Here is an 18377-nt window from a genome sequence, read left to right as displayed (position 1 = left end):
AACAAACGGGGCCAAAATAAATTCGACCCCGAATGTTATCTTGTTTTCCGTTTTTCCTTTGCTTACAAGCTCGGGACATGTAACTCCCTGCGAAGGCAGGGGTCTCTTAAATTAACCTATCGATTTCTACCTAAATAGCAACCGAAAGTTCAGGATTTCTCATACAGTTTTTGACAACCGAGCGAGAGATACCTGCTTTCGCAGGTATTATTTACACCTTAATTTCCACTTCCACCCCACTTGGTAGCTCCAATTTCATTAGAGCGTCGATTGTTTTTGAAGAAGAACTGTAAATGTCCAAAAGCCTTTTGTACGAGCTTAATTGAAATTGTTCTCTGCTCTTCTTGTTAACGTGTGGTGAACGCAGCACGGTAAATATCTTTTTGTGCGTTGGCAATGGGATTGGCCCAGTTACTACGGCACCCGTACTCTTTACGGTCTTTACGATTTTTTCAGAGGATTTGTCCACTAAATTGTGATCGTAAGATTTTAGCTTTATTCTTATTTTTTGACTCATTCCTTGATCTGTTATACGTTAGCGGTTCCTTTTGCTGCTGCGATTACTTCTTCTGAAATATGCGAAGGAGTTTCAGCATAATGTGAAAATTCCATTGTTGATGTGGCTCGACCTGATGACAATGTTCTAAGTGTGGTTACATACCCGAACATTTCAGAAAGCGGCACTTCGGCTTTGACCACCTTGGCACCTGCACGGTCACCCATACTGCTCATTTGTCCGCGGCGACGGTTAAGGTCACCTACTATATCACCCATATTTTCTTCTGGAGTTAACACTTCCAGTTTCATAATAGGCTCCATAATAACGGCTTTTGCAGCTTTGGCGGCATTTTTAAAGCCTAACTTCGCAGCAAGTTCGAACGACAATTGGTCCGAATCCACATCGTGGTATGAACCATCTGTAAGCGTTACTTTCATAGATTCTACCTCATATCCTGCCAATGGTCCATTTTGCATAGCCATTTTAAAGCCTTTTTCTACTGAAGGGATAAACTCTTTAGGTACGTTACCTCCTTTTATTTCGGAAACGAACTCTAAACCTTCTTTACCTTCTTCAGCAGGCTCTAATGTAAATACGATATCAGCAAATTTACCACGACCACCAGATTGTTTTTTGTACACTTCACGGTGTTCTGCCTTACGGGTAACTGCTTCTTTATATTCCACTTGTGGTTCACCTTGGCTTACTTCTACCTTAAACTCACGTCTTAAGCGATCCACAATAATATCTAAGTGAAGCTCGCCCATACCCGAAATAACGGTTTGACCAGAGGCTTCGTCAGTTTTAACTTGGAATGTTGGGTCTTCTTCGGCCAATTTCGCTAAAGCCATACCCAATTTATCAACATCTGCTTTGGTTTTTGGCTCTACCGCGATACCGATTACGGGATCTGGGAAGTCCATGGATTCCAAAACAATTGGGTGCTTTTCGTCGGACAATGTATCACCGGTTTTAATATCCTTAAAACCAACGGCCGCACCAATATCCCCTGCTTCAATAAAATCTAACGCTTTTTGTTTGTTAGAGTGCATTTGGTAGATACGGGAAATACGTTCTTTTTTGCCTGAACGGTTGTTCAACACATACGATCCAGCGTCAAGACGGCCAGAGTAAGCACGGAAGAATGCTAAACGACCCACAAAAGGATCGGTAGCGATTTTAAATGCCAATGCCGAGAATGGGGCTTTAACATCAGGTTTGCGAATTTCTTCTTCTTCAGTTTCCGGGTTTACACCAACGATACCTTCTTTATCTGTGGGAGAAGGCAAGTAGCGGCACACGGCATCCAACAAAAACTGAACACCTTTGTTCTTAAAAGCAGAACCGCAAACCATAGGGATGATAGACATATCCATAACAGCAGCACGGAGCGCAGCGTGCACCTCGTCTTCGGTAATGGAATCTTCATCTTCCATAAATTTTTCGAGCAAGTTTTCATCATACGCAGCAACTTCTTCGATAAGCAGCGCACGGTATTTTCTTGCTTCTTCTTTCATTTCATCAGGAATATCAACCACATCAAACGTAGCACCCAGCGTATCTTCATGCCAAATAACGGCACGGTTTTTTACAAGGTCCACGATGCCTTTAAAGTCGGCTTCCTCACCAATGCTCAATACGATTGGCACGGCATTGGACTTCAACATATCTTTTACCTGCTGGCAAACCCCTAAAAAGTTAGAGCCTTGACGGTCCATTTTGTTTACAAAACCAATACGTGGCACTTTGTAGTTATCAGCAAGCCTCCAGTTAGTTTCAGATTGTGGCTCAACACCATCAACTGCACTGAACAAGAACACCAAACCATCCAATACCCGCAACGAACGGTTTACCTCTACGGTAAAGTCAACGTGGCCGGGAGTATCGATGATGTTAAAGTGGTAATTTTTAGTTTCAGGCAATTCTTTGGCGTTTTCCATAGGGAATTTCCATTCGCAAGTAGTAGCGGCCGAAGTAATGGTGATACCCCGTTCTGCTTCTTGCTCCATCCAGTCCATGGTCGATGCCCCTTCGTGGGTTTCTCCCATTTTGTGGTTTACGCCCGTATAGAAAAGAATACGCTCTGTAGTGGTTGTTTTACCGGCATCGATGTGCGCGGCAATACCTATATTTCTTGTATATTTTAAATCTCTTTGTGCCATTATTTTAGAATCTGAAATGTGAGAATGCTTTGTTTGCTTCGGCCATTCTGTGCGTATCGGTACGCTTTTTAACCGCGGCGCCTTCTTCTTTTGCAGCTGCCAATATCTCTGCCGCTAATTTTTGTGGCATCGATTTTTCGTTTCGCTTGCGGGCAAAAAGAATCAACCACTTCATAGCGGTTGATATTTTACGGTCTGCCCGTATTTGCATAGGTATCTGGAAGGTTGCTCCACCAACTCTACGGCTACGCACCTCTACGTGAGGCATAACGTTGGATAGCGCTTCTTTCCAGAGCTCTAATCCAGTTTTTTCGTCGTCTGTTTTTTTCTCTTCTACAATGTCAATCGCATCGTAAAAAACTTTGAAAGCCACCGATTTTTTTCCGTCCCACATCATGTTGTTCACAAAACGTGTTACCAACTGGTCGTTAAACCTTGGATCTGGCAAAAGCGGTCTTTTTTTGGCCTGTCTTTTTCTCATGTCTTCTTTTTAAAAGTTTTTAATTACTTCTTAGGGCGTTTTGCTCCGTACTTGGACCTGCGTTGCGTGCGGCCTTCAACACCTGCGGTGTCCAATGCGCCACGCACAATGTGGTACCTAACTCCTGGCAAATCTTTTACCCTTCCACCTCTAACCAATACTATCGAGTGTTCTTGTAGATTGTGGCCTTCTCCAGGGATGTATGCGTTTACTTCCTTACCGTTGGTCAACCTTACCCGCGCTACTTTACGCATGGCAGAGTTTGGTTTTTTAGGTGTGGTCGTATAAACACGCGTACAAACCCCTCTTCTTTGAGGGCACGAATCCAAAGCAGCCGATTTACTCTTCTTGGTCAACTTGGTTCTTCCTTTTCGTACTAATTGTGAAATTGTTGGCATATAAAATATGTGTTATACTTATGTAATGTAAAATCCCCTTTTTTAAAAGGGTGTGCAAAGGTAAAAATTAAAATGAATTAATCAAACGTTACCCACTTAATTTTCAGTGCTTTTTTTATTATTTTTAAAAAACACATAGCAAAACACCTTATAGAATAGTAGTTTTACAACGGCAAAAGTATATTATTTTTGAAGCAAATCTTTTACATATTCCTACTCCTTAATATATGCTCGATAAGCACGGCATCTTTTTTGGCACAAAACCTTTATTTGGAAATTTCGGCAGAGCGGCCCATTTCCGAACCATTAATGGACAGCCTGTCGATCACGAAAACGTTTAAGGATTACAACGCATTAAAAGACGAAACTACTTCCATTCAACAAAAACTGGAACGCCTCGGCTATATCGAAAGCAAATTGGAGCGATTGACAAAAATAAATGATAGCACGTATTTAGCAGATTATTTCTTCGGAAAAAAATACCTACATATTAAGGTACATTACAAAGAAGGACGTTTCAGCAAAAAAGAATTGCAAAAAATCTCCCCCGAAGTAACCAAGACCTATTTTATACTCCCATTTGAACAGGCCGAGCGCGCCCTTCAGCAATTAAATGCCATGGCAACCGAAAAAGGGAATGCATTTGCCACCTTAAAGTTGACCAAATTACAAACAAAAGGAGCTATTGTAACGGCCAAACTCCAAACAGAAGCAGGCCAGAAAAGGACATTAGACTCTATAGTTGTGAAAGGATATGAAAAATTTCCCAAGTCTTTTTTAACCTATTATGCCGGTGCCAAAATCGGGAGGACTTTCAACAAGGAAAAACTGAAAGCCCAAAACACGGCCATAAACAATTTGGGATTTGCCAAAGCGACCAAGGCGCCCGAGGTTTTGTTCAGGAAAGAAACCACGACCGCTTATTTTTATATCGCTAAGCAAAACAACAACCTTTTTGACGGGATCCTGGGTTTCGCAACCGACGAAGAAACCCAACGCCTGCAATTTAACGGCTACCTGAATCTAGAACTGAACAACAACCTAAATTATGGCGAACAGCTGTTGCTCAATTACAAAGCCGATGGGAGCGACCAGCAAAACTTCAGGGTAAGGGCGACGCTTCCTTATTTGTTTAAAACGCCTTTTGGAATAAGTGCCGAACTAAAAATCTTTAAACGCGATAGCACCTTTGCAACCACAGCGCAACAGGCACGACTCAACTATCAAATAAACCCTGTTTCGAGTGCCTACCTTGGTTATAAGGGCTATGAATCGAGCAATCTTTTGAACGAAGCAGTAACAGGCAGCACTGTGGAAGACTTCAACTCCCGGTTTTTTACTGCGGGCGCATCTTTCATAAAACGCCAAGACGACATCCTGTTCCCGATACGAACACAATTGAGCCTTGAAACAGAGATAGGAAAACGAGAACTTGAAAAGACTGCGGAAAACCAATTTAAAGCACTGTTTGAAGGCAGCATTATCTTTAACTTAAACCGCCAAAACTCCCTGTTCCTCAAAAACAACACCCAAGCTCTTTTTAGCGAGACATATATTACCAACGAGCTATTCCGGTTTGGAGGCATTAACAGTATCCGAGGCTTTAACGAAAACAGTATTGACGCCTCGTTGTTCTCGACCATAAACACAGAATACCGCTACCGTTTTAACAATGGGTTGTACCTGCACAGTATTTTGGATGTCGCCTATTTTGAGAACAAAGCAATAGGGCTAAAAGAGAATCTGTACAGTGCTGGCATAGGGCTGGGGTTGCAAACCAAGGCCGGTATTTTAAGGCTGAACTTAGCCAATGGGCTGTCGGAAAATCAAGATTTCAATTTTTCAAACACCAAGATCCACCTGAGCTTGACCTCAAAATTTTAGGAAAACCTTGCGATAACTACTTTCTCAGTTTAAAAAAAACCAAAATTTAGGGTATAAAAGTTGTGTATTTAACTTTTTATTGTGATTTTTGGCGTTGGCTAATTCAAATAAATTATAAAATGAAAACAAAGTTTAGTGGAATTTTAACGCTTTTACTGGCGTTAGTAGTGCAACTATCGTTCGCACAAGAAAAAACAATTACAGGTACAATTACCGATGATACTGGGCTTCCCTTGCCCGGGGTAAATATCATTATCAAGGGGACGAGCAAAGGTACCCAATCGGACTTTGATGGGAATTACTCCATTCAAGCTGAAGTTGGACAGACGTTGACTTACAGTTATGTTGGGTTTGAGACCCAGCAGAAAAAAGTTGGCGCCTCGAACACTATTGATGTTACCATGCAAGCTGGATCAGAACTTGATGAGGTTGTAATTACAGCTTTTGGTATTAAAAGAACCCGAAATGAGATTACGGGAAATGTAGTAACCGTGAATTCTGAGGCTATTGAGAAATCGCCATTTGTAAGTGCTGACCAAGCGTTGCAAGGAACTGTTTCTGGTCTGCAAATCAATGCCACATCAGGTACTCCTGGTTCTTCTCAAGAAATAAGAATACGCGGAATACAATCTGTTACAGCTAGCAATGAACCATTGATTGTAATTGACGGGATACCTGTTACTGCAGGTAACATTTCAGGTAGCGCAAATGTTAGTAGCGTGAGTGTTTTTTCATTGGTAGCACCAAGTAATATAGAAAACATAACTGTTTTAAAAGATGCAGTTTCTACCGCTCCCTATGGAGCTTCTGGGTCTAATGGAGTTATCTTAATAACGACTAAATCTGGAAAAAGTGGGAAAACACAATTCAATTTAACAACAAATACTGGATATGTTAACAATGCTGTAAAGGGCTTGACTCCTTTAAGTGGCAGTCAAAAACTGGAATTACTTGAAGAATCTCTTTGGCAGTCTTTTGGATCGGGTATTAATGGCGATGGCACAATTGCAACTAGAGGCGATGTCCGTCAATATATTTTGGACTCTCCTTCCCGTTTTGCTGGAGCAATAAACTGGTTAGAAACCGGAAGACCTGATATCGACTGGGAAGATGCGGTTGAAAATGATAATGCTGCATTAACTGACATTAATTTTTCGGTAACTCAAGGTGGCGAAAATTCAACATTTTATGCTTCTTTAGGTTATAACTACTCAGAAGCTACTGTAATTGGTTCAGATTATGAACGTGTTAGTGGTTCCTTAAAGTACAATACCGATTTAAACGACAAGTTAAATCTGGGCATTACTATTAATGGGTCTAATATTAAGCAAAACGCTTCATTGGAGCAAGGTGCTTTCTTCTCTAATCCGAACCTGTCAAAATTATTCTTGTCTCCATTTATCAATCCATATAACGCTGACGGCACACCTAATATCGGTGAAGACTTTACAGACTTTACGAGTTTGCACAATACCGTTTACACAGCAAGAAATGATATTCGAAGAAATGATGTTACGAGGGTCATTCAAGCAACAGATTTAAGCTATGATTTATTGAGAAACTTGACCCTTAAAACTGTTTTTAACATAGATTATTCCCTAGCATATTATAAAGGGTACCAAAACCCAGTACACGGAGATGGTGAAGATATAGGAGGTTCAGCAATTGAATCTGCCCAAAGACTTTTCAATTACACCTCTCAAAATCAAGTTGATTACTCATTTGATTTGGGTGAGAAGCATAGTTTTAGAGTAACTGGATTGACTGAATATGCTAAATATAAAACGTATTATTTACAAGGTTACGGAGAAAATTTCCCGAACAAGATTTTAAAAAATCTAAGTGCGACATCTGACAATTATGGTGCTTTTTCTTCTTTTTCCGATAGAACTTCAACCCGTTTAGTAGGCTTATTCAATTATGATTTCGACTCAAAATACGTTTTGGATGCGTCTATTTCTTATCAAGGTGATTCTAGATTTAGTAAAGACACCAGATTTGATGACTTTTATTCTATTGGAGTTGCTTGGAATATTCACGAAGAATCATTTTTGAAAAATTCTTCTGTCATTAACACATTGCGCCTTAAAGGAGGCTATGGTACAACCGGTAATTCTGGTATAAACAGGAATCAATTTCAGGCTTTAGCGAATTTCTCAAACACCTACAATGATGGCTCTCCCGCTTTATTCATTGCTGGTTTTGGTACAACAGCCGGTTGGGAAAAAGGCTTGAAAAGAGACCTTGCTTTAGATTTTGGTTTATTTAATAATAGAATTTCAGGAACTTTAGGATATTATTCTAATGAAACCAGTGATATGCTTTTAAATGCACCTCTTGCTTATAGCTCCCAATTTATTGGTGATGGTGGAGGCGGTAGAGCCTTGCAAAACATAGGTAATATGAGCAACAAAGGCTATGAGTTTGAGATTAGTGCAGATGTGATTAGCAATGACAACTTTAAATGGAATGTTCGCGGTAACTTTGCTTCTTTGGAAAATGAAGTATTTGGGGTTCCTGAAGATGCAGAAATAATTACTGGAACCAGAGTTGTTCAGGACGGTAAAAAAGTTTATGAATGGTATTTACCTGTTTGGGCAGGAGTTGATCCTGCAAACGGAGACCCACTATGGTACACCGATGAAACACTGACAGAAACAACCAATACATATAGTGACGCTGAACGTGTTTACACAGATTATAATGCACTACCCACTTACAGTGGTGGATTTGGCACAAGAGTTGATCTACATAACTTTTTTGCAGAAGCTAGTTTTTACTTTGCAGGCGGCAATAAAGTGTTTGAAGACTGGGCCGGTTATACCCAGACCTCAAATGGGACAAGGTTAAACTCATTTAACGCTACTACAGTTTTATACGATGGCATATGGAGACAACCTGGCGATAACGCAACTCACCCCAGAATGGACTTCAACGACCCTCTTATTTCTAATGCGGCGAGCTCTTCCACCAGGTTTTTATATGATGGTGATTATATAAGGTTACGAAGTGTAGCAGTGGGATATAGTTTTAATCCTGAATTAACTGACTCTATTGGTATTGATGGATTAACCGTATCTGTTAGAGGAACGAATTTAGTTACCTGGATAAAAGACGATAGATTAAAGTGGGACCCAGAGATTGACACCAGTGGTTTTACCAATTTATCTACACCTCCAACAAAGGCGATAGCACTAAACGTTAATTTAAAATTTTAAAAAAATGAAAAAGAATATATTAATACAAAAAGCACTATTATTGTTTTTTACATCTTTAATAGTTGCATCGTGTTCTAAAGAAAATTTAGAACCAATACTTGCTGATGACATTCCTGTTGAAGATCTGGAAACAGTTGAACAGGCAAGACAGTATATGGATGGAACCTATGCGCTAATGGTAGATTACCGGTATTGGGGCAGGAATATTATTATCGCTGGAGAAGCTAGAGCTGATAATGTTTTCGCCAATGCAAATTCTGGTCGTTTTTTAGATGTTGCCCAGATGAATCTCTTGCCACAATCAGGCACCGTTGCTGAAATCATGCAATATGCTTATGGTTCATTAGCCAATGTTAACCTATTGATTGCTGCTGAAGGCATTGAAGGAGATCCTGAAGTAATAAACCAAATTAAAGGTGAAGCTTATGCCATAAGAGCACTTGTACATTTTGATTTATTACGGGTATATGGACAACAATTTGTTTCTGGACAAGGAGGCAATAATGCTTTAGGTGTTTCATATGTAACTGGTTTTAAAGATGAGGACCTATATGTCGCAAGAAGTACAGTCTCAGAAACAAAGAATAAAATTTACGCAGACCTCGATAAAGCATTATCATTATTGACTCCTGGTCAAAATGATCCGAATAAAATTACTATTACCACCTTTGCCGCTCAAGCAATTAAAGCTCGCGTTGCAACTTATTTTCAAGAATACGATATTGCACGAACAGCCTGTGAAGCAATCATTGGTAATTTCAATTTAACCACTGCTGACAACTATGTAGACTATTGGGCTCAAAAAACCGTACCGCCCGCATCTATTTTTGAATTAGAGCAAACCCCATCAACAAGTAATTCAATCAATGGAATAGCCAATATATATAGAGGTGCGTCTTATGGGGATATTGAGGTTTTAGATAATTTCCCTACTGACGCCGAATTTGGTCCTAACGATGTTAGAAATTCTCCTGAAATGATATCGGAAGATCGTAATGGTAGATTAAGAAACATGGGGAAATATCCTACCTTAGGCTCATTTGATGACAATATTAAAGTAATAAGATATGCAGAGGTGGTCTTAAATTATGCTGAAGCACTTTTAGAAACAAACCCAGATTTGTCTTTACAATACTTAAACAGTATACCTGAAAACAGAAACGGTACTACGTACTCAGTTTCTAATATGACAAATATCTTAAAGGAAAGAAGAAAAGAACTTGCTTTTGAAGGTTTCCGTTTTGATGATTTGGCTAGAACAGGAAGAGACATTCCTGTAATCGATCCGGCTAATCAAACACACGGTGGTCCAGAATATGGAAGTACAAATTATGCATTTCCTATGCCAAGACAAGAAATTGACAACAACCCACTGTCTAAACAGAATGCCGGTTACAATTAATTTTTTAAGTTAAGGTAATTTATAAACAAAGAAAAAAGAGGCTGTCCATAAAGGCAGCCTCTTTTCATGGTTATTCTGCGTATATTCTATATCTTCATAATATAAAATAAGTTCTGTATATATGCCCAAAATTCATAAAACAGATCCAGTTCGGCCTTCTTCCTTTAAGCTGTGAGTATCTTCTTCCCAAAATTTATCGGGATCGTAACGTCAATATAATAATAGAAATGATAGCTGTACGTTCTATAAAGAACATTATCAAGCTCGGGGCACATCGAGTTAACGCTCTATGGACTTAATAAGTTTTTGGTTTTATACTTGTTTGGGCAATCTAAATCCTTTGAACAAGGGTTAAGGAAAAAGATAAAAAACTATTCAACCCAAAAGATATCGCTCATATAAACCAATAATATTGGAATGCAAAACCAGTTTTTAACAACATAAAACACCATACGAACATCAAGTCATTTTGCTGAGAGAGCTTGAAAAAGTGAACTTAGAAGCCTATAAACTATTTTTGCTACCTCTGATTCTCATATTAAACTCCAAATAACCAAAACAACCTTGGGTTAAAGTCAAAAAAGACCAAAAATAAAAGTCGTGTAAATTGTTTTTAGACAACCTCTTTTTTACTTTTACACCATGAGCAAAAAAGACAACATCTTTGGCATCTATCCTGTTCTGGAAGCCATAAAGTCCGATACTGAAATTGATAAAGTTTATTTAATAAAAGACTCCGGTAACGATAAGCTGGCGTCCATTGAAAAGAAACTGCAAAACAAACACGTGACCGTTAACCACGTTCCGGTAGAGAAACTGAATCGACTGACCAACGGAAACCACCAAGGTGTCGTGGCCGTTACCTCCCCTATTTCCTTCGTTGGCTTAGAAGAGCTTATCGAGAGCGCGATAGCGTCTAAAAAGACACCCTTATTTTTGGTGCTGGATCAAATAAGCGATGTGCGCAACTTTGGCGCCATTATCCGTACGGCCGAATGTACCGGGGTCGATGGCATCATCATTCAGAAAAAAGGGGGCGCTCCCATTACTGGTGATACGGTAAAGACCTCAGCCGGGGCTATTTTCAAGATGCCAATTTGCAAAGTAGATCATATAAAAGATGCCATATATTACCTGCAAGGCTCAGGCATTAAAACAGTCGCGGCAACCGAAAAAACGGAGAAAGACCTGTATTCCGTTTCCTTTACTGAACCAATGGCGTTGATTATGGGCTCTGAAGGCAAAGGGATTTCCCATTCGGTATTGAAATTAGTGGACGAACAAGCGGCATTGCCCTTACTGGGCGAAATAAACTCCCTAAACGTCAGCGTGGCTTGCGGGGCGTTTTTGTATGAATTAGTGCGGCAACGAAACAAAAAGCATTAAAAGTAAAAACAAACTTTAATTATTGGCATCGTTTTTTGGATTTTTCCTGAAGTAATAATTTATCTTAGTTAGTTTTTTTTCAATTTCGGCCTCGGTTTCAGGATCCAGTTCCGATTCAGCCCCAAATTCAGTTTCAATTTCGGTTTCAGTTTCAACACGGTTTTCTATAAAGTTTCCGTCTTCATCAAAATGTTGTAAAAATTCATCTTCCTCAGGATTATAATCATCCCGTTGCCATTCGTATTTCTTGGTCGGGATGGGGTCCTCCTTAAAGAAAAAAGCAAACACCAATCCCACCAAAAACCCGGATAAATGACCTTCCCAAGAAATCTTGGTGTCTATTGGAAAAACATACCACAATAAGCTGCCATAGAGGAAAACCACCGCCAATGACAGGGCAACCAACTGGTATTGTTTTGAAAACACCCCTCTGAAAAATAAAAACGAAGCCAATAAATACACCATTCCGCTTGCGCCAATATGGTAGGATGGCCGTCCTATGGCCCAAGTGAGTAACCCAGTCAACAACATACCGCCCAACAGCACTTTCCATTTTACGTTTCGGTAAAAATAAAAGAGTGCGGCGCTCAACACAAAAAGCGGTATGGAGTTATTGAACAAGTGCTGCAATCCGCCGTGTATAAAAGGGCCAAAGATAATGCCACGTAAACCTTCCGCCCGTTGTGGGTAGATTCCGTAGGTATTAAAGCGCCATCCAAAACGTATTTCGGCCCAATACACAATCCAGATGCTGAGTACAAACAGCAAAGGGCCGTAAATAACACCCGGGTAAAACGATAACGGTTCTTTTTTGAACATATAGGTTACTTAACAAAAAACAATCCCAAGGCTAAATTAATGATAATTTGTCAGTGGAGCACGATAGTTAAAATCGTAATTTTGTACCTATGAGCACACCTTTAGCCGAACGCATACGCCCAAAATCCCTCGAAGATTACATAAGCCAGCAACATTTGGTAGGCCCCAATGGAGCTTTGACTACCCAACTTTCCTCTGGAGTTTTATCGTCTATGATCTTGTGGGGACCACCGGGAATTGGAAAAACCACACTTGCATCCATTATTGCCAACCAAAGCAACCGCCCCTTCTACACGCTCAGTGCGGTGGACAGCGGGGTGGCTGCCGTGAGAGAGGTAATCAACAAAGCGAAAAAGAGCGATGATCTGTTTTCGACCAAGAACCCCATCCTTTTCATTGACGAAATCCACCGGTTCAGTAAGTCGCAACAAGATTCGCTACTTGGAGCCGTTGAAAAAGGCTGGGTGACCCTTATTGGCGCCACGACCGAAAACCCGAGTTTTGAAGTGATCCCTGCCCTATTGTCACGCTGCCAAGTTTATGTATTGAAACCTTTTACCAAAGAAGACTTAGAAGCCCTTTTACAACGCGCCATTGAAAAGGATGAGCTGCTACAACAGAAAAAAATTGAGCTAAAAGAAACAGAAGCCTTACTCCGGTTATCAGGTGGCGATGGCCGAAAATTGTTGAATATACTGGAACTGGTGGTCATATCTGAAAACAGTGATGCTATTGTGTTAACTAATGAAATGGTTCAGAAAAAAGTACAGAAAAACACCGTCTTGTACGATAAAGCCGGGGAACAGCATTACGATATCATTTCGGCATTTATTAAAAGCATTCGCGGTAGCGATCCCAATGCGGCTGTTTACTGGTTGGCACGGATGATCGAAGGGGGTGAGGACGTAAAATTCATAGCAAGACGGTTGGTTATTTTGGCTTCGGAAGATATTGGGCTGGCCAACCCCACGGCACTCGTAATGGCCAACAATACCTTTCAGGCCGTTAACACCATTGGCTATCCCGAGGCTCGCATTATTTTAAGCCAATGTACGATTTATTTAGCCACTTCAGCAAAAAGCAACGCCGCTTACGATGCCATCAACAAAGCACAGCAACTGGTAAAGCAAACGGGAGATTTATCGGTACCATTATCCATCAGGAATGCCCCCACCAAATTGATGAAAGAACTGGGCTACGGAAAAGACTATGAATACGCCCATAATTACGAAGGCAACTTTACACCCCACGAATTTTTACCGGAAGAGATTAAAGGAACATCCTTGTACAAACCCGGAAACAACAGCAGGGAAAACAAATTAAAAGCCTATTTAAAATCACTTTGGAATAACAAATATGGCTTTTAACGTACCAAGCGGTAAACCATTACCGTTTCCCCTTTAAACACCGAAAAGTTTTGGTTTTCATCAAAATAAACATCGTAGGTTTTGCCCTGATCATCTGTAAATTGTACTTCGGAAGTTGTTACGGTAACCGTTCCCGCCAATATCAGTCCATTTTTAGCATCGGCAGACTCTTCATATAAAAAATACCCATTGTCGGTTTTCCGAAGTAAATAAGAGGTGTCTTCTTTTTTGTAGTTTAAAAATTTCGCATCGGGCAAATTTTCGATATTGGCACTTTTGGCCGTCGATTGATTTTTGGGTGTTGTTGCCGGTTTTACTTCAGCTTCAGTTTCGATTTCGGTTTCAGTTTCAGCTTCAGTTAAAACGACATCTTTTTGTTGGACGCCCAACCGTTCAATGCTATTGAAAGCTTTCCGAAGGGCATCTTGATAGGCTTTTCTGTATTCTTTAAACTTACTCACCCCCTCTTCGCCGGTATATACTATTTTATCCCTGCAGTCCTTTAATTCAACGGTTAATTTAGTTCTGAAAAAAGAGTTGTTTTCTTTTATATCGGCATAGAGTCCGTCGCACCGTTTGGCGTTGGGGGCTTCGGAAGCCAAATACGCATGAAACCCGTATTTGTTGAACAAAAATTCGGTAAGCGAACTGGTTTTGTATTTATCTTTTCCTTCCAGAAACTCAAATTGTTCGGGAACGACCACATAACTGTAATCGCTCAATGTTTTTTGCGCAAAAGAACCTATGCCTGCCAAAAGGAATAGGAACAGGATACTGTTTTTTATCATTCTTGGTCTATTTTTATATTAAAGCCCAATTGTAAAGATACGCTTTTTGCTTTAGCTAAGTTTCCATACCGAAGCAGATTGTCGGCTGCCAGGTACGCATTGAATTTACCGAGATTTGCCACCACGCCCAAGCCTACATTTGAAAATGAATAAGGATCTACTGTATAAGTGGCTTTCGCCGAAAGGAAATCCCACAGCCTACGGTAATAAAATAAAGTACCGGCCAATTGCGGTCCTTTAGGTCTAAAAACGCTGAACAGTTGCAAGCCCACCGATTGATTGGTCGCTACGGCCCCACTCATATTGTAACAGTCGCACGCATCGCCCCTACCCCTGCCAAAACGGTATTCTACAGCCGCATTCAGTTTTACCGGGCGCAATTGCGTGTAGCTATTTTGCAAGGTATCTACGCCCACTTGGTTTTCAAACTCATCCACTACATTGGAAAAATAAGGTATTGCCGGTTCGTTATCGTCCAAGGGCGGAAAGATCAACTCGATCCCGTTTACCGTGTGGTTGCCTTTAGACTCATAGTTTTCCACGCCGTTGGTATGAAAAACCATGCCTAAATCCAGCACACTGCCACTTACGGTCCAAAACCGGCCAATGTCATAAGTAGCACCAAAATCGAACCCTAACCCAACATTACCGCCAAAAAAAGAACGGCCCAGTATTTCACTGATCACCTCGGCACTGCCATCGGCATCGCGCAACGAGGCATAGCCCGATGTTTGCACGGACATATTAATATTTCGCAATTCATGCTCATAAATATTGATGCCATTTGTAGATTCGCGCGTGGTAAAGGTACCGGTATTATCGATGCTTTGAAACTGGATTAAACTGGAATATACTTTTGCCCTTACGCCAAAAGTGAGGTTCTCGTTCATTTTTTTGTTAGCTCCAAAGTGGAACACCGTCAACAGTTCTCCCGTGGTGCTTACCTCGCCCAAATCGAATTCTTGGCCCAACCGGCTTTGATTGCCTTCCCAAGCCAAAACAGCAAGGTCCTTGGGGAAATAACTTATAAAATCGAGCTCTTGATACATCCCGCCAGAAAAGTAGATTTTATTCTTGGCGAGCCAGCCAAAATCGACAACAGCCAACTGTTGATTGATGGTAAAAAAGTCCTTGGCATCCATATCAAAAATCTTGTCGCGTATGCGGGCATTGATGTCGCCACCGGATTCTTGGAAAATATCGTAAGCTGAAACGCCTGAGGCGCCACCGTTTACATGCACTTGCGATAAAAATGGAATACCGAAATGAAATTTTTGGGGCACTTTGCTTCCCGGGTTCAACAATAGGTTTTGGGGGACTTCTTCAAGACCGAACAATACGGCTTTGTTTTGTGACAATACGGTACTGGCACAAAGCACAATGAAGCAAAACAATATGTTTCTCATTAGTTTTGCAGTTTTAAATAGTAGGTGGTTTTAGATTTTAGGTTGAGTTCCCCTTCCAAATTTTCATTGGCTGAGGGAATTTGTACCGTGACGACAACTTTAGACGATGTTGTCAACTCAGCAAGGTCATTTCCTTCCACCGTTTGGGTAAAAGTGGTCGTTTGAGCATTTTCTGGGCTGCCTTGGGCAACATCGGTTCCGGTACGATAGGTATTGGCATTGTTTTCGTCCAAAAACTGAAAATCGACATCAAACCTTCGGGGGATGCTGTTGGTAAATTCAAAAAGGAAATCTGCTTTCATTAAATCTTCTTGCACGTAATCATCATCCAGAAAAGGAAGTTCGGTCGTATCACGGAGCGTAAGTCGAGGGGTATTGGTTATGGAGTCGAAAAAATCATTTGCTTTTAGGTTAAAGTAAATCAAATTCAGTTCAACAACCGGTGTCAAGGTTATGTTTTCGGCTTGATCAAAATCGGTGTCCCTTACACAGGAACTTAACAAGACACTTACCAAAAGTATCCATAATGGCAGGTAAAAGTTGGTTTTCATTAATTGGGGATTTTAGACAATAACGGGCTTAAATTATAAATATTTCACTAAAAAATAGTTTTAATTTCAAACAGCGCATTGACAAAAAGTTGATTTTCGGCAGGTTTGGTTTTTCGGTAATTATAATACATCGTCTGCATCCCGATGGCTTTGGCGCCCAAGATGTCGGCTTCGTACGAATCGCCTATCATAAAGCTGCTTTCCGGTTTTGCCGATGCTTTTTTCAAGGCCGTTTCAAATATAACAGGATGAGGCTTTTTTGACCCTACCTCATCTGAAGTGGTCACCGTTTTAAAATAACAATAGATACCGCTTCTTTTCAGCTTAAGGTGCTGAACTTCGTGAAAACCATTGGTAATAATATGGAGCGTATATTTTTTTGAAAGATAATCCAACACTTCTAAAGCACCTTCAAACAAATGATTGTCACCGGGCAGTTCATCGATGTACGATTGCGCCATCGCATCAATTTCGGCTATGGGAAAAGTCAAGTCAAAAAGCTTAAAAGTTTCGATTAACCTACCTCTTCGCAATTGTTCTTTACTCACTTCATCATTTCTGAAAAGCCGCCAGTACGCCAAGTTGATGGGTTCGTATTCTTTAATGAACAGATCGACATCCAAAGAAACGTTATGATTGGCAAACACCCGCTTAAAAGCCAAATAGGAGTTTTTGTCAAAATCCCATAAGGTGTGGTCCAGATCGAAAAATATATCGGTAACTTTCATCATTCTTGAAGCATTTTTTCTGAAATTATTTTTTTCCAAATTCTGTTTGTTCCCGCAGCGAAATCGGTATTGCTGAACACCAAGGAAAAGGTGCCGTTCACTTTTTTTACGGAAGTAAGCATCGCCTCCAGGGTTTTGTTGATTTCCATGTCACTTTTATCGGCAAATCCCAAGGTGGTTCCCGCCAAAGGATGGACGATAAGCGGCGTTTTTATCTCATAATCGAGATCATAAAATAAAAAAGGCGTACAGGTGCCCGCCCGAAATCCTATGAGGTCTTTATAAACCATGGTAAAATCTTTTTTTATTTCGAGTTCGACCAAATTTCTGTAAAAATCGGGGAGGTTTACCAAATAATGGGAGCCCATACTGCTCAACAGGGTTCGGTTGGTGATCTCTTCCAATTGTTCTTTTTCTTTTTTAAGCATCGCGTACGCGCCCAAGGAGCCCATGGAAAATAGCAGTCCTACTTCTTTATAATCGTTTACGTATTTTATGAGCAATTTAAATTTTTGCCGGTGGGTGTTGATGCTTTCCTTAAAGGTAGCCGCCTCTCCCAAAAGAAAAAAGAACGTCATTGGCTTTTTGCTGCGTTTAGCCTTGTTAATCAACCATTTAAATGTGTTGTTCGGGTCTCTTCGAATACCCAAAAGTACTTGCGTGCGCCGGGTTACCTGTAATAACCTAAACCTCAACAGGTCACTTAGGTATCCAATTAAAGACCTAAAAAAACCTTTTTGCTCAAAAGCATATGGCTCTACCGATTTGATCACGGGATGAATGTCCATGGTTTTTGAGGCAAAACGCAAATGGGGAAAATGTTCCAAGAGCACTTTTTTAAACTTATAGGCCCAGATATCGATCACGGGCTGTTGCAAGAACTTTTCTTTATATCCCAAACTTTCGGAAACTGGATAACGGCCCCTTTCGTCTTTTACGTGGGGCAAGTATTCTTCATACCGGCTCATTAAATAAAACGCTGCCGAGAATATATCGAACGGAAGCGCGCTTTTTTCTGAAACGGGAAAAAAACAGACCGTATCCTCCCAACGCTTCACTGTTATGTCGATACTTTCCACCCCTTGTTCGGTGAGCAATCCTTGAGCTTGAACAAAAAGTTCGTTTCCCATGGGCTGTTTTCCGTAGGAAAGTTTAGGCCCTTTGTGCGCGATCAATTCTTCAATTACCGATGTAAAACCAACTTCCACCCCTAAAATACGCTTACAGATATGCTTAAAGGCATAGGTGGTCCTCGGCGTTATTTTTTGGGTATAAATCAGCAGCATAT

The 18377-nt window shown here is 40.6% G+C and carries 15 protein-coding genes; 5 read left to right on the top strand and 10 right to left on the bottom strand.

The window, feature by feature from the left end; all coding sequences use genetic code 11:
- Positions 1-211: 211 nt before the first annotated feature.
- From rpsJ to rpsL, 4 genes are read right to left on the bottom strand one after another with little or no spacing between them, the layout of a single operon-like run.
- Complete coding sequence (gene rpsJ, locus DDV96_RS13340; protein ID WP_116695277.1) at positions 212-517, bottom strand: 30S ribosomal protein S10; 306 nt, start codon at positions 515-517, stop codon at positions 212-214.
- A gap of 11 nt (positions 518-528) precedes the next feature.
- Complete coding sequence (gene fusA, locus DDV96_RS13335; RefSeq protein ID WP_116695276.1) at positions 529-2661, bottom strand: elongation factor G; 2133 nt, start codon at positions 2659-2661, stop codon at positions 529-531.
- A 4-nt stretch (positions 2662-2665) separates the two neighbouring features.
- On the bottom strand, positions 2666-3142 hold the full coding sequence (rpsG, locus tag DDV96_RS13330; protein ID WP_116695275.1) for a 30S ribosomal protein S7: 477 nt from the start codon (positions 3140-3142) through the stop codon (positions 2666-2668).
- A gap of 23 nt (positions 3143-3165) precedes the next feature.
- Positions 3166-3540, bottom strand: coding sequence for a 30S ribosomal protein S12 (gene rpsL, locus DDV96_RS13325; protein WP_116695274.1), 375 nt, complete (start codon positions 3538-3540; stop codon positions 3166-3168).
- Between the two features lie 270 nt (positions 3541-3810).
- Between rpsL and DDV96_RS13320 the strand changes: the two genes are divergently transcribed.
- The 4 genes from DDV96_RS13320 to rlmB all read left to right on the top strand — a co-directional run bounded on the left by DDV96_RS13320 (position 3811) and on the right by rlmB (position 11430).
- Entirely contained in the window at positions 3811-5424 is a 1614-nt protein-coding gene (locus DDV96_RS13320) for a BamA/TamA family outer membrane protein (protein ID WP_206074029.1), read from the top strand.
- Between the two features lie 119 nt (positions 5425-5543).
- Positions 5544-8642 (top strand): SusC/RagA family TonB-linked outer membrane protein, encoded by a 3099-nt coding sequence (locus DDV96_RS13315; protein ID WP_116695272.1) that lies wholly within the window; start codon positions 5544-5546, stop codon positions 8640-8642.
- 4 nt (positions 8643-8646) lie between these two features.
- On the top strand, positions 8647-10044 hold the full coding sequence (locus DDV96_RS13310) for a RagB/SusD family nutrient uptake outer membrane protein (protein WP_116695271.1): 1398 nt from the start codon (positions 8647-8649) through the stop codon (positions 10042-10044).
- 642 nt (positions 10045-10686) lie between these two features.
- Positions 10687-11430 (top strand): 23S rRNA (guanosine(2251)-2'-O)-methyltransferase RlmB, encoded by a 744-nt coding sequence (gene rlmB / locus DDV96_RS13305; protein WP_116695270.1) that lies wholly within the window; start codon positions 10687-10689, stop codon positions 11428-11430.
- A 15-nt stretch (positions 11431-11445) separates the two neighbouring features.
- Here the strand turns inward: rlmB and DDV96_RS13300 are convergent, their stop codons facing one another.
- On the bottom strand, positions 11446-12249 hold the full coding sequence (locus DDV96_RS13300) for a rhomboid family intramembrane serine protease (protein ID WP_116695269.1): 804 nt from the start codon (positions 12247-12249) through the stop codon (positions 11446-11448).
- Between the two features lie 89 nt (positions 12250-12338).
- On the opposite strand from DDV96_RS13300, the gene DDV96_RS13295 reads away from it, so the two are divergent.
- Positions 12339-13616: a replication-associated recombination protein A gene (locus tag DDV96_RS13295; protein WP_116695268.1), complete on the top strand. Its 1278-nt coding sequence runs from the start codon at positions 12339-12341 to the stop codon at positions 13614-13616.
- Here the strand turns inward: DDV96_RS13295 and DDV96_RS13290 are convergent.
- Genes DDV96_RS13290 through DDV96_RS13270 form a run of 5 tightly spaced genes read right to left on the bottom strand, consistent with a single transcriptional unit; the run spans position 13613 to position 18375 of the window.
- Complete coding sequence (locus tag DDV96_RS13290; RefSeq protein WP_116695267.1) at positions 13613-14404, bottom strand: hypothetical protein; 792 nt, start codon at positions 14402-14404, stop codon at positions 13613-13615. The genes DDV96_RS13295 and DDV96_RS13290 overlap by 4 nt on opposite strands.
- Entirely contained in the window at positions 14401-15810 is a 1410-nt protein-coding gene (locus DDV96_RS13285) for a DUF5723 family protein (protein ID WP_116695266.1), read from the bottom strand. Before DDV96_RS13285 ends, DDV96_RS13290 begins: the two co-directional genes overlap by 4 nt.
- A complete protein-coding gene (locus DDV96_RS13280; protein ID WP_116695265.1) occupies positions 15810-16361 on the bottom strand; it encodes a hypothetical protein in 552 nt (183 codons plus the stop codon). The genes DDV96_RS13285 and DDV96_RS13280 overlap by 1 nt, the downstream gene beginning before the upstream one ends.
- Before the next feature lie 47 nt (positions 16362-16408).
- Complete coding sequence (locus DDV96_RS13275) at positions 16409-17092, bottom strand: YjjG family noncanonical pyrimidine nucleotidase (protein WP_116695264.1); 684 nt, start codon at positions 17090-17092, stop codon at positions 16409-16411.
- Positions 17089-18375, bottom strand: a complete 1287-nt coding sequence (locus tag DDV96_RS13270) for a polysaccharide deacetylase family protein (RefSeq protein WP_116695263.1) — start codon at positions 18373-18375, stop codon at positions 17089-17091. The genes DDV96_RS13275 and DDV96_RS13270 overlap by 4 nt, the downstream gene beginning before the upstream one ends.
- Positions 18376-18377 lie beyond the last annotated feature (2 nt).

Origin of the sequence: Marixanthomonas spongiae (genome assembly GCF_003095375.1) — a bacterium.
Classification (GTDB): Bacteria; Bacteroidota; Bacteroidia; order Flavobacteriales; family Flavobacteriaceae; genus Marixanthomonas; species Marixanthomonas spongiae.
The sequence above is the reverse complement of the archived record's forward strand: the minus strand, read 5'-3'. Positions and strand labels throughout refer to the sequence as shown.